General features: G+C 41.4%; 11 protein-coding genes. 10 read left to right on the forward strand and 1 reads right to left on the reverse strand.

Features of this window, described 5'->3' with window-relative positions; translation table 11 throughout:
* Window positions 1–136: 136 nt before the first annotated feature.
* Window positions 137–1,840: an NFACT RNA binding domain-containing protein gene (locus AAEM60_RS09625; RefSeq protein WP_299740742.1), complete on the reverse strand. Its 1,704-nt coding sequence runs from the start codon at window positions 1,838–1,840 to the stop codon at window positions 137–139.
* A 213-nt stretch (window positions 1,841–2,053) separates the two neighbouring features.
* Between AAEM60_RS09625 and AAEM60_RS09630 the strand changes: the two genes are divergently transcribed.
* The 10 genes from AAEM60_RS09630 to rsmB all read left to right on the forward strand — a co-directional run bounded on the left by AAEM60_RS09630 (window position 2,054) and on the right by rsmB (window position 13,457).
* Complete coding sequence (locus AAEM60_RS09630) at window positions 2,054–4,732, forward strand: calcium-translocating P-type ATPase, SERCA-type (protein ID WP_341357858.1); 2,679 nt, start codon at window positions 2,054–2,056, stop codon at window positions 4,730–4,732.
* A gap of 115 nt (window positions 4,733–4,847) precedes the next feature.
* The gene (locus AAEM60_RS09635; RefSeq protein ID WP_299740746.1) at window positions 4,848–5,723 is read left to right on the forward strand and encodes a YicC/YloC family endoribonuclease; all 876 of its coding nucleotides are present in this window, start codon (window positions 4,848–4,850) and stop codon (window positions 5,721–5,723) included.
* A gap of 56 nt (window positions 5,724–5,779) precedes the next feature.
* A complete protein-coding gene (locus AAEM60_RS09640) occupies window positions 5,780–6,052 on the forward strand; it encodes a DUF370 domain-containing protein (RefSeq protein WP_044337446.1) in 273 nt (90 codons plus the stop codon).
* Entirely contained in the window at window positions 6,053–6,667 is a 615-nt protein-coding gene (gene gmk, locus AAEM60_RS09645; RefSeq protein ID WP_299740749.1) for a guanylate kinase, read from the forward strand.
* Window positions 6,668–6,889, forward strand: coding sequence for a DNA-directed RNA polymerase subunit omega (rpoZ, locus tag AAEM60_RS09650; protein WP_299740751.1), 222 nt, complete (start codon window positions 6,668–6,670; stop codon window positions 6,887–6,889).
* A gap of 137 nt (window positions 6,890–7,026) precedes the next feature.
* Window positions 7,027–8,256: a bifunctional phosphopantothenoylcysteine decarboxylase/phosphopantothenate--cysteine ligase CoaBC gene (coaBC, locus tag AAEM60_RS09655; protein WP_299740753.1), complete on the forward strand. Its 1,230-nt coding sequence runs from the start codon at window positions 7,027–7,029 to the stop codon at window positions 8,254–8,256.
* A complete protein-coding gene (gene priA / locus AAEM60_RS09660; RefSeq protein WP_299740755.1) occupies window positions 8,243–10,666 on the forward strand; it encodes a primosomal protein N' in 2,424 nt (807 codons plus the stop codon). The genes coaBC and priA overlap by 14 nt, the downstream gene beginning before the upstream one ends.
* A gap of 31 nt (window positions 10,667–10,697) precedes the next feature.
* The gene (def, locus tag AAEM60_RS09665) at window positions 10,698–11,180 is read left to right on the forward strand and encodes a peptide deformylase (protein WP_299740757.1); all 483 of its coding nucleotides are present in this window, start codon (window positions 10,698–10,700) and stop codon (window positions 11,178–11,180) included.
* Entirely contained in the window at window positions 11,180–12,130 is a 951-nt protein-coding gene (gene fmt / locus AAEM60_RS09670) for a methionyl-tRNA formyltransferase (protein WP_299740759.1), read from the forward strand. Before def ends, fmt begins: the two co-directional genes overlap by 1 nt.
* Complete coding sequence (gene rsmB / locus AAEM60_RS09675) at window positions 12,123–13,457, forward strand: 16S rRNA (cytosine(967)-C(5))-methyltransferase RsmB (protein ID WP_299740761.1); 1,335 nt, start codon at window positions 12,123–12,125, stop codon at window positions 13,455–13,457. The genes fmt and rsmB overlap by 8 nt, the downstream gene beginning before the upstream one ends.
* Window positions 13,458–13,662: the final 205 nt, after the last annotated feature.

A 13,662-nucleotide genomic window follows, 5' to 3' on the forward strand; every position in this document is an offset into this window, starting at 1 on the left:
TTGCTTTTTAGTTTTAATAGGAGAATGATAGTGGGGAGGCGTTTATCTGCCTTTCTGCATTTTTCGCCTGTACTATAACCAAAATACTTTCCCCCAGGCCAATCTCAGCCTGGGGGAAAGTACATTCTAACTAAAATTATTCTTTTAATGACCGGACCAAATCCAAATCAGGTGTCACATACACGGTTTGCTGTCCTTCATAGATGACAAACCCCGGCTTGGCTCCTTTTGGTTTCTTTACCTGTTTGACTTGAGTGAAATCAACAGGTACCGAGCTTGAATCACGTGCTTTACTAAAGTAGGCAGCAATGTTAGCCGCTTCCTTGATCGTCTCATCGGAAGGATTCTGACTCTTGATTACAACATGGGAGCCGGGAATATCCTTCGTGTGAAGCCAAATCTCTTCCCTTCCTGCGACTCTGTTTGTTAGATAGTCGTTTTGTTTATTGTTTTTCCCGACTAATATTTGTGTGCCATCACTCGATGTGTAGTTTTCCAGAACGGGCTTCACATTGGCCTTTTTCTTTTTCGTCTGCTTGCGAACCCTCAGGTAACCTTCTTCCTCAAGTTCTTCTCTGATCTCTTCTACATCTTTCGTAGAAGCCGATTCTAATTGCTGAAGTAATTGCTCTAGATACTTTATCTCATTGTCGGCTTTTTCAATTTGCTCATGTACGATTTTCACTGCATTTTTTGCTTTTTGATAGCGTGAGAAATAGTTTTGGGCATTATCCGAAGGAGACTTTTGTGGGTTGAGGGGGATCGTAATGCTTTCCCCGTTTTCATCATAGTAATTTACAACGCTAACCTCAGTCATTCCTCGTTCAACGGCATATAGATTCGACGTGAGGAGTTCACCCAGCAATTGATAGCGATCAGCCTGTCGGGCATCCTCCAACGTTTGCTTTAATTTTTCGATTTTGTTTACATTTTTATCCCTTTCGTTTCGAATGAATCGTTCCAAATCGTTTCCTTGTTGCTTGACCCGATCTCGTGCCGCCTTCTGATAGAAGAACCGGTCTAATAATGCACTTAACGAAGGAAAGGTTTGTTTCTCTCCTTGAAGATGGTCAAGATTCATCCAGTAAAACGTTTCTTTTTCTCCGCTAATGAGGGTTGGTGTTGAGTCATTCGATTTTGCATGTTGAATCAATTCTAAGAAGGATTCTGCAAAGGTCGACTGGCTTCCAATTCCTGCCCGGTGGACGACTTCCTTAGCGTAGAGAGGAGAAATTCCGGCGAAAGATTGAACGATCTGCTTATCGAGTTTGCCGGAATTAAAGTCCAGTGCTCTTAGGATATCATCACTTGTTGCTTCAAGAGGATTTCTCTTATCCTGCTGTGGGGGTAGAACATACGTATGTCCCGGTAAAACGGTACGATGGGTATTCATACTTGGTGAAATATGCTTGATACTATCCAGAATCATATTTCGTTCTTTATCAACTAAAATAATATTGCTGTGTCGGCCCATGATCTCAATAATTAATTGTTTGTATGAAATATCACCGATTTCATTTCTTCCTTTTACTTCAAATATAATCATCCGGTCCAACTCTACTTGTTTGATTCCTTCTACGATATACCCTTCCAGATGCTTACGTAAAAGCATACAAAACATAGGAGGAACAGAAGGGTTTTCGTAATTTTCGTTGGTTAATTGTACCCTGGAATAATTGGGGTGGGCGGATAATAAAACTTTGTGATTTTTTCCATTCGCCCGGATAATCATGATGATTTCATTTTTATAAGGTTGATGTATTTTATTAATGCGTCCGTGTAATAAGTTTTCATTCAATTCTTTCGTCATGCTTCTCGTAAATAATCCATCAAATGACATATAAAACATCCTCTACTTTAAACGGTTTCATTCGTTTTTAATTCTATCCGACTTTGTCAAGATCTCCGTGTTTCAAATGTAATCGATTTTACCCTTCTAAACGATAAAATGCAAAACATACATAAATCATATCATTTTTTAGGACGAGTCTGAATAAGAATGCTATGAGAAGGGACAACTTTTCGTACCGTAGGAGGAGAGTGAAATGGTTGCATGAAATTTCATGAGATGAGACAAGAGGATATAGAGCAGTCATTGAATACCAATTATCAAGAAGGTCTTTCAACAGAGGATGTAGCTAAAAGACGGAAACAATATGGGTACAATCAATTAGAAGAAGCTGAGAAGCAATCGGCTTTGTTATTATTTTTCAGTCAATTTAAGGACTTTATGGTTCTTGTGTTATTGGCAGCCACACTCATTTCAGGATTACTTGGGGAATACATCGATGCGATTGCAATCATTGCCATTGTATTAATCAACGGTTTTTTAGGTTTTTTTCAAGAGCGAAAAGCAGAAAGGTCCCTACAGGCTTTAAAGGAACTCTCAGCACCTCAGGTTTCGATATTAAGGGATGGGGAATGGGTGAAGATCGCTTCAAAAGAGGTTATTATTGGAGATATTATTCGCTTTGGAAGCGGCGATCGGATCGGGGCAGATGTACGCCTCATTGAAGCGAACAACCTGGAAATAGAGGAATCTGCCTTAACAGGGGAATCTGTACCTGTTACTAAATTAACGAACCCCGTTAATGGCGAAAATATGAGTCTCGGTGACTTAGAGAATATGGCCTTTATGGGGACGATGGTCACAAGGGGTAATGGAATTGGTGTGGTTACATCAATCGGAATGAAAACAGCGATGGGACAAATTGCTGATATGATTCAAAAAGCAGAAACGATGATAACTCCACTTCAAAGAAAGCTTGAAGAATTAGGGAAAATACTGATCACGGTTGCCCTCGTATTGACGGCATTAGTCGTAGGAATCGGTGTGATCCAAGGCCATGATATGTACACCATGTTCTTAGCGGGAGTTTCATTGGCTGTAGCCGCTATTCCTGAAGGCTTACCAGCCATTGTCACCGTTGCCCTTTCCCTCGGCGTCCAGCGGATGATCAAGAAGAAAGCGATCGTTCGAAAGCTGCCGGCTGTTGAAACATTAGGTTGTGCATCGGTAATATGCTCAGATAAAACAGGGACTCTGACCCAAAATAAGATGACGGTCACACATCTATGGAGTGGAGGGAGAACGTGGACGGTAACGGGGACCGGATATGAGCCGAACGGCCAATTCTACAACGGGGAACAAAGGGTTACACCTCACAATGAGAACGCCCTGCAACAATTATTAACTTTTGGAATGCTTTGCAATCATGCAGAACTGGTGACACGTGAAGAAAGCTTTGCAGTTGATGGAGATCCTACAGAAGGGGCTCTTCTTGTTGCAGGGTTGAAAGCTGGATTAAGCCGGGAGTCTTTGCAGAAAAAATTTAAGGTTGTAAAAGAATTCCCCTTTGATTCTACCAGAAAGATGATGAGTATTATCGTAGTCGATCAAAATGGGAAACACTTCTCTGTAACGAAAGGTGCTCCCGACGTATTGGTCGGTAAAAGCGAATCCATCTTGTGGGAAGGAAGACTTCAACATAAAACAACTGAAATGTCTCAAAAAGTAGAAGATGCAATCAGCGAGATGTCTTCCAATGCCCTACGGAACATTGCGATCGCGTATAAACCCCTCAATGAAAGTTCCATGGAAGGAATTACCGAAGAAAAAATTGAAGAAGGAGTCACCTTCATTGGCTTACAAGGTATGATTGATCCTCCCAGACCTGAAGTGAAGCAGGCGGTAAAAGAGTGCCGTGCAGCCGGTATCAAGACGGTCATGATTACTGGGGATCATATTTTAACGGCTAAAGCGATTGCTAAACAACTCGGGATCTTAAAAAACAAGGATCGCGTTCTGGATGGAAAAGCGTTAAATCAAATGGAAGTACATGAACTAGAAGAAATGGTAGAAGATGTATCCGTATTTGCACGAGTTTCTCCTGAGCATAAATTGAAAATCGTCAAAGCCCTGCAAAACAGGGGACATGTGGTGGCGATGACCGGGGATGGAGTAAATGACGCTCCTGCTATAAAATCCTCCGATATTGGAGTAGCGATGGGAATAACCGGAACGGATGTAGCCAAGGAATCTTCCTCACTGGTCCTGTTGGATGATAACTTTGCGACGATTAAATCGGCGATTCAGGAAGGCAGGAACATCTATGAAAATATCAGAAAGTTTATCCGGTACCTGCTGGCTTCGAACGTCGGGGAAATCCTCGTCATGCTCTTTGCTATGATTCTTGCACTCCCACTTCCATTGGTGCCGATTCAGATTCTATGGGTGAACCTTGTGACAGATGGGCTTCCTGCCATGGCACTGGGTCTTGATAAGCCTGAAGATGATGTCATGAAGAGAAAGCCAAGACATCCGAAAGAAGGGGTGTTTGCAAGGGGATTAGGTTGGAAAGTGGTGTCAAGGGGATTCTTAATCGGAGGAGTCACTTTACTTGCATTTATGTTGTCATATAAGACTCATCCTGATCACTTGGCTTATGCCCAAACGGTTGCCTTTGCTACATTGGTTATGGCACAGCTGATACATGTGTTCGACTGTCGAAGTGAAGTATCAGTGTTTTCAAGAAATCCGTTTGGAAATATGTATCTGGTGTGGGCCGTGTTATCTTCACTCGTATTAATGCTTCTTGTGATCTACATCCCATCATTGCAGCCGATCTTCCATACAGTACCGATCGCGCTAAAAGACTGGTTCTTAATCATCGGATTAAGCTCCGTTCCAACGTTTTTGCTGGCAGGGTCATTTTTTGCAAGAAAAAAATAGTGAAATGTGGTATAATCCTAAAGGTAATAGAGAAAAGCCTCTATTACCTTTTTTTATAGTGTGAATGCACGCATGAAATCAGTTGATCTACGTCAAAAGATTGGATGTGATCGTAATGGTTGTCAGTATGACAGGCTTTGGTAGAAGCAAAGTAGACTCTGAACAACATACTGTAACGGTAGAAATGAAATCCGTTAATCACAGATTCAGTGAATGTTACATAAGAATGCCCCGCCAATTAATGAAACTTGAGGATAAAATTAAAAAACAACTATCCCAGTCCGTTAAGAGAGGGAAAGTGGATATTTTCATCACCATTACCGGTGATGGCTTAGTACATAAAAATCTACATATTGACTGGAAGCTCATTCAAGATTATTATCAGTTAGTAAATAAAGTGAAAGAAACCTTCTCCCTAAAAGATGAAGTGCAATTAGCCCACCTCTTAAACAGGGAAGAATTTGTGTTGATTGAAGAAATGGAAGAAGAAAATGAAGAACTTGAGCATTTGGTGTTAAAAGCTGTAGAAAAAGCGGCAACTGACCTTAGGTTAATGCGGGAAAAAGAAGGACAGCTTCTCAAGAAGGATTTTCTCACCCATCTCAATCATTTTGAGAACAAAATTGTTGAACTTACCAATCATGCTCCTGAACTGGTCGATCAATATAGAGAGCGGTTAAGAAAAAGGATTCTCGAATACAATGAAACTTCCTTCGATGAAAGTCGTTTACTTATGGAAGTTGCCATTTTTGCTGATAAATCGGATATTACCGAGGAACTGACGAGATTAGAAAGTCATATCCAGTATTTTCATTCCACATTGGCTGGTGAAGGGCCTGTAGGCAGGAAGTTGGATTTCATGATCCAGGAAATGAACCGGGAAGTGAACACGATTGGTTCGAAAGCAAATGATTCCTTTATCGCCACGATTGTTGTGGAACTGAAATCAACACTCGAGAAGCTAAGAGAACAAGTGCAAAATGTAGAATAAGAAGTTTAGTTTCCCATCATTCCGGCGAAACTAAACTATTGATTAGGAGGAGCGTTATGTCGATTAAGCTCATCAATATAGGATTTGGAAATATCGTTTCAGCTAACCGGATCATCTCGATTGTTAGTCCCGAATCAGCACCGATCAAACGCTTGATTCAGGATGCAAGAGACCGGGGAACACTTGTTGATGCTACATACGGAAGAAGAACAAGAGCGGTTATTATTACGGATAGCGATCACGTTATTCTTTCAGCTGTTCAACCCGAAACCGTTGCTCATCGTTTAACGGATAAAGAGGATATAGTAGAAGAAGGGCAGGGTAAATAAATGAAAGAAAAAGGATTGCTGATCGTTCTATCCGGACCTTCAGGTGTAGGAAAAGGAACCGTTCGTAAAGCGATTTTTTCCCAAGAAGATACAAAATTTGAATATTCCATCTCCATGACCACTCGTAAACCCCGAGAAGGAGAAGTGGATGGTGTAGATTATTTCTTTAAATCAAGAGAAGAGTTTGAAGTGCTTATAAAGCAAGGAAAGCTCTTGGAGTATGCAGAGTTCGTTGGAAACTATTATGGCACTCCGGTTGATTACGTTCGAGAGACACTTGATGCAGGAAGAGATGTTTTTCTTGAAATTGAAGTGCAAGGTGCACAGCAGGTTAGAGATAAATTCCCTGAAGGTTTATTTATCTTCCTGGCACCCCCTAGTCTTTCTGAACTTCAGAATCGTCTCGTAACAAGAGGAACTGAAACGGATGATTTGATTCAGGGCAGAATGAATACTGCTAGAAAAGAAATCGAAATGATGAATTTATATGATTACATTGTTGAAAATGATCAAATTGAAAATGCAGTAAACAAGATTAAATCCATTGTTCAAGCAGAACACTGTAAACGGGAACGAGTGCAACAACGATACTTAAATATGCTGGAGGTTGAATAAATGTTAAACCCATCCATTGATTCATTAATGAAGAAGATTGATTCTAAATATTCGTTAGTCAGTATTGCGGCTAAGCGAGCGAGAAACCTGCAAGACACAGGGGATTACCGTTTGAACCGCTATGAGTCTCAAAAATTTGTAGGAAAAGCCCTTGAAGAAATTCAGGCCGGTCAATTATCTATGAAAGAAAGAGATGCCAAAGCTGTTTATTCTGATGAATAAGCATCATCATGCTTAATGAAAAACTCTAGGGGGTTGACTCGAAAGATTTCATGATCTTTTCGGGACAACCCTATTTTCTTTTTCTATCAATATCCTTCATAATAAAGGAAGTATAAAGAGTAATGGGGGAAAGCAGAATGATCAAGGGGAAAAAAATACTGCTATGTGTATCTGGTGGAATTGCTGTATACAAAGCGGCTGCTTTAACAAGCAAGCTGGTCCAAAGCGGTGCCGAAGTGAAAGTCATCATGACTGAATCAGCTCAAAAATTTGTGGCTCCACTTACCTTCCAAGCATTATCCCGTCAAGATGTATATTGGGATACCTTTGATGAAAAGGATTCGTCAAAGATTGCTCATATCGACTTAGCTGACTGGGCGGACCTTGTACTCGTAGCTCCAGCAACGGCCAACATCATCGGGAAGCTCGCGAATGGAATTGCAGATGACATGATATCTACAACTATACTGGCAACTACAACGAAAGTCTGGATTGCCCCAGCCATGAATGTACATATGTATGATCATCCAGCGGTGAAACGAAATATTAATACCCTTTTTGAGTTTGGCTACGAATTTGTCGAACCAAGTGAAGGGTATTTGGCTTGTGGATACGTTGGAAAAGGAAGATTAGAAGAACCTGAAAGAGTAGTGGAGTTGGTTGATCGCTATTTTTCAGATCTTGATAGTGAAGGAATGCTATTACAAGGGAAAAAAGTAGTGATAACAGCTGGCCCTACCAGGGAAATGGTGGATCCTGTACGCTTCTTTTCCAATCGTTCAACGGGGAAAATGGGCTATGCCCTTGCAGAAGCAGCTGTGTCTTTAGGAGCCCGGGTCGTGTTGATTTCAGGACCATCTCATTTACCGATTCCACGTGGTGTTGAATTGGTTTCCGTCATGAGTGCCGAAGACATGTACAATGCGGTTCACGCAGCTTTTCCAACGGCGGATATCGTGGTGAAGAGCGCTGCGGTGGCTGATTATCGTCCGAAAGAAATATTCGGGGATAAGTTAAAGAAAAAAGATGGAAATCTCGTGATTGAATTCGAAAGGACGAAGGATATCTTAAAAAGTCTTGGAGAGAGAAAGAATCATCAATTTCTTATCGGATTTGCTGCGGAAACAACAAATGTTGAGGAGTATGCCAAGGCTAAGCTTGAAAAAAAACAGGCAGATATGATCGTAGCAAATAATGTAAAAGAAGCGGGGTCAGGCTTTGGTACCGACACAAACCGGGTTTCAATCGTGACAAAAGGTGGGGACGTTCGGGATCTGCCGTTATTATCAAAAGTGGATGTAGCGAAAGAAATCTATAAAGAAGCGGTCCGGCAATTAAAGAAGGGTACGCCATATGAACGTAGCTAGTGTAATCGTCGACGTCCCTGCCATGCAAACGGATCGCACCTACGACTATAGTATCCCGGATGAATGGAGAGGCAGCATCCTTCCCGGCATGAGGGTGGTTGTTCCGTTTGGACCAAGGAAAATTCAAGGTTTTGTGATTGAATTAAAGGAAAAAGGCGAAGTGTCGAAACTCAAACCGGTCATTGAGCCAATGGATCTTGTACCAGTTCTCAACAACGAATTGCTTAAACTGGGGAACTGGCTGACAGAGAAAACACTTTGTTTTAAAATCTCTGCTTTTCAATCCATGCTGCCTGCAGCAATGAAAGCCAAATACGAAAAGTTCTTTCAGCTAGAAGAAAACAAGGGACCTGACGAGCTTCATCACTCTTTACAGCGCTTCTTTCAGCAGGGGAAAGAGGTTTCCTGGAAAGCGATTGAAGACAGCGGACTTCTACCTCTCATTCATAAAGAGGTTAAAAATGGTTCGGTGGAAGTGATTTACAGGGTGAAAGCGAAAGGAAATAAGAAAACGGTTCGAAAACTTTATCTTAATGTTCCAGACGATGATTTAGAAGAGGTAAAGAACAGCCTGCCCCTTCAAGCAAATAAGCAGAAACAAATCCTAGAGTACATGAGTGATTCTGCTCCGGGTGGTGACGGGATACTAGCGTCAACCCTCCTTGAAGAGATGGCAACCACTTCATCTACCGTTAAATCGTTGGTCAATAAAGGGCTTCTGATTGAAAAAAACGTTGAAATGTATCGTGACCCCTTTGAAAACAAAACATTTGAGAAAACCTCACCCCTAACGTTGACGTCCCAGCAAGACCAAGCGATTCGTCCTATACTAAACACCATCGATCAAGACAAACATCATACATTCCTTCTTTACGGAGTAACAGGGAGTGGTAAAACAGAAATTTACCTGCAGTCCATTCAACGGGTCTTACAAGAAGGGAAGGAAGCGATTGTATTAGTTCCTGAAATATCCCTTACCCCCCAAATGGTTCACCGTTTTAAGGGCCGTTTCGGAAATGATGTAGCTGTACTGCACAGCGGTTTGTCAGTTGGTGAAAAATATGATGAGTGGAGGAAAATTCAGCGTAAGGAAGTAAAAGTAGTGGTCGGTGCCCGCTCAGCCGTTTTTGCCCCTTTTGAAAATATCGGGATCATCATTATCGATGAAGAGCATGAGACAAGTTACAAGCAAGAGGAAAATCCCCGTTATCATGCTAAAGACATCGCCATTTATCGAGGGGAATATCATAAGTGCCCTGTAATTTTAGGAAGTGCTACACCTTCTTTGGAATCCTTTGCACGGGCATCGAAAGGTGTATATGAGCTTCTCACTTTGGATAAACGCATGAATGACGGTCCATTACCATCCGTTGACATTGTGGATATGAGAGAGGAACTGAGGAAGGGAAACCGTTCCATGTTTTCAACAAAACTATTCGAAAAGCTTCAGGACCGGATGGCAAAGGGAGAGCAAACCGTTCTATTCCTGAATAGAAGAGGGCATTCCTCCTTCATCATGTGCAGAGATTGCGGCTTTGTCCTTCAGTGTCCAAACTGCGACATATCTTTGACCTATCATCGTTTTTCAAATGGCATGAAGTGTCATTATTGCGGTTACGAGGAGGGAGTTCCAAGTACTTGCCCTGAATGTACGAGTGAGCATATTCGTTATTTTGGGACCGGAACTCAAAAGGTTGAAGAGGAATTGACGAAACTCATTCCAGATGCTCGAATCATTCGTATGGATGTAGATACAACTTCACGAAAAGGCTCCCATGAAAAACTGTTAACAGCCTTTGGAGAAGGGAAAGCGGATATCCTTCTTGGTACTCAAATGATTGCTAAGGGTCTCGATTTTCCGAATATCACACTTGTTGGGGTCCTCAGTGCAGATACGATGCTCCATCTTCCGGATTTCAGAGCAGCAGAAAAGACGTTTCAATTACTGACACAAGTAAGTGGGCGGGCCGGCAGACACAAGCTGCCCGGAGAAGTCGTGATTCAAACGTATACACCTGAGCATTATTCAATCGAGTTAGCGTCAAATCATGATTACAACCGTTTTTATCAGCAGGAAATGATGATGAGGAAAATGGGTTCCTATCCTCCTTTTTACTACATCACTCTGATCACATTGAGTCATGAAGATTTAATGAAAGTGGTGGATATTGCAGAGAAGATGACGAACTATATTCGTTCAAAGCTATCCGACACAACGATTATTCTTGGGCCCGTTGCATCACCAATCCCCAGGATAAAGAATAGATATCGCTATCAATGTTTGATAAAATACAAGCTGGAACCAAATCTTGGAACTACATTAAAGACAGTATTAGACCAGTACCAGCAACAATATGCATCCCAAGGGTTAACAATCTCCATAGATGTGAACCCTTATATGATGATGTAACACTATTTATACGGAAAAATGGAGGAGACTTATGGCAATACTTCCAATTGTAATGCACCCTGATCCGATCTTAGAAAAAGAATGTGAGAAGGTAACGGCATTTGATAAGAAATTAAAAAAATTACTTGCAAATATGTATGATACTATGCTTGAAGCGGACGGTGTCGGCCTTGCAGCGCCCCAAGTAGGAATCGACCTTCAGATAGCAGTGGTCGATGTCGGGGATGACACTGGAACAATCGAGCTTATCAATCCGGAAATCGTCGAGGCGGAGGGATCTCAAACCGACCTCGAAGGATGCTTAAGTTTCCCGGGCTTATATGGCGAAGTGACCCGTCCTTATTCCATCAAGGTCAAAACGCATGACCGAAAAGGAAGAATGATTGAATTTCATGCGGAGGATTTTTTAGCGAGAGCGATTCAACATGAAATCGATCATCTTCACGGTATCCTATTTACCTCAAAGGTAGAAAAATATGTTACAGAAGAAGAATTAGAAAGGTATGAAGCTTAATGACGAAAGTGATTTTTATGGGAACACCTGATTTTTCAGTTCCTGTTCTTCAATCTCTATTAGATGAAAAGTATGATGTTATTGCGGTTGTGACACAGCCTGACCGCCCGGTGGGAAGAAAAAGGATCCTCACGCCTCCTCCTGTAAAAGTAGCAGCTGAAAAACACGGGATCCCAGTCTACCAACCAGAGAAAATAAAGAATGAAGATGAGTTAAACAAAGTGCTTGCATTGAAGCCTGATCTTATAGTTACAGCGGCCTTTGGGCAAATTCTTCCTAACGAATTACTGGAAGCTCCACAATATGGATGTATCAATGTTCACGCCTCTTTACTTCCTGAACTTAGAGGGGGGGCACCCATTCATTATTCCATTCTCCAAGGAAAAGAGAAAACGGGCATTACCATTATGTATATGGTCGAAAAGCTTGATGCAGGAGACATTATAAGTCAAGTGGAAGTAGATATTGAAGAGCGGGATCATGTCGGGACGCTTCATGACAAACTAAGTGTTGCAGGTGCAGCGTTACTGATTGAAACGATGCCCAAATTATTAGCGGGGGACATTTCCCCGGTCAAGCAAGATGATTCAAAAGCGACGTTTGCACGAAACATCAAGCGGGAACAAGAAAAAATTGACTGGAAGAAAACTGGAGAAGAAATCTACAACCATATTAGAGGACTTCACCCTTGGCCGGTTGCTTACACTACATTAGAAAATTCTGTGATCAAAGTTTGGTGGGGAGAAAAAGTCGGAGGTACTTCTGCCGCACCTGGTGAAATCGTGAAGATTGAAGAGGATGGATTCGTCGTTTCTACAGGCAATTCTGTGGGAATTAAAATAACCGATTTACAGCCTTCCGGTAAAAAGAGAATGAGTGCAAAGGATTACCTGCGTGGGGCTGGCTCTCACCTAAAAGCAGGAATGATGTTAGGAGAAAATAATGAGTAAAAGAAATAAAACCGTTCGTGAAGCAGCGCTTGATGTCATTGAAGCAGTAGAGAAAAATCAATCGTATAGTAATTTATTATTGAATTCTGTGATTGAAAAAAATCAACTGCCAAGTAAAGACATTGGATTATTAACGGAGCTGACGTATGGAACCATTCAACGGAAAATGACGTTGGATTTCTATTTAGCTCCATTTATTAAAGGGAAGCTGGATGAGTGGGTTCGTCAACTTTTGCGCTTATCCCTTTATCAGCTTGTGTACTTAGATCGAATTCCTGACCGTGCTGTTTTCTTTGAAGCTGTAGAAATCGCCAAGAAGAGAGGACACAAAGGCATTTCAGGATTAGTAAACGGGGTCTTGCGTTCTGTTCAGAGGAAAGGGCTTCCTTCCCTTGACAGTATTAAAGATCCGATCGAGCGGGTGGCCATCGAAACGAGTCATCCTTATTGGTTAGTGAAGAGATGGGAAGAACAATTTGGTCTGGAGAAGACGAAAGAAATGTGTGAAACCAATTTAATCGCACCTAAACAAACGGCACGTGTCAACATGACCAAAATCAGTCGGGAAGAACTGGTTAAACGTTTAACGGATAGTGGAAATGAAGTGAAAGTAAGCGCAATTGTCCCGGAGGCTATTCAGTCACTTCGAGGTAACCTGGCAAAATCAGAAGCTTATCGTAACGGACAGTGTACCATCCAGGATGAAAGTTCCATGCTTGTCTCCTATGCTTTAAAGCTTGAACAGGGGATGAAAGTGTTAGATGCGTGTGCAGCACCTGGGGGCAAAACGACCCACATAGCCGAAAAACTCTCAGGTACCGGTGAAGTCCATGCATTGGACTTACACAAGCATAAGGTGAAATTAATTGACGAAAATGCGACTCGACTTGGATTAAATAATGTAAAGTCGGCAACCCTTGATAGTCGAAAAGCAGGAGAGAAGTTTGAAAAAGAAAGTTTCGATCGTATTTTAGTCGATGCTCCGTGCTCTGGCTTAGGTGTATTAAGAAGAAAACCGGATATTAAATATGCTAAAAAAGAGTCCGATCTTCTATCACTACAAAAGATTCAGCTGGACATCTTATCAGCGGTTGCACCACTGTTAAAAAAAGATGGACTTTTAGTTTATAGCACATGTACTGTAGACCAAAATGAGAATGAAGGTACTGTGGCGGCTTTCTTAAGTGATCATAGTGAATTTAAGCCTGATCCTCTAGATGGACTTCCGGATTCCATTACTCCTTTTATTAAAGAAAATCAATTACAAGTATTTCCACAAGATTTTGGTGGAGATGGGTTTTTCATTTCGTGTTTTAGAAAAAAATGAGTCGAAATAAATCAAATGTCGAAAGAAAAGCAGGAAAACTCACTAGAAAAGTCGTAAAAGTACAACAGCCCTTAATGAATCTTTGATTATCTAATACTTTGTAATCATATGTTTATTTCCTCAAAAGTGATAAGCCCGAAAATATTCGCTCTTTTCATTATCAACTCCATTCAGAATGAATGTGAAGCTGATCGTATATAACGAA

This window comes from Rossellomorea sp. y25, assembly GCF_038049935.1.
In the GTDB taxonomy this organism is placed as follows: domain Bacteria; phylum Bacillota; class Bacilli; order Bacillales; family Bacillaceae_B; genus Rossellomorea.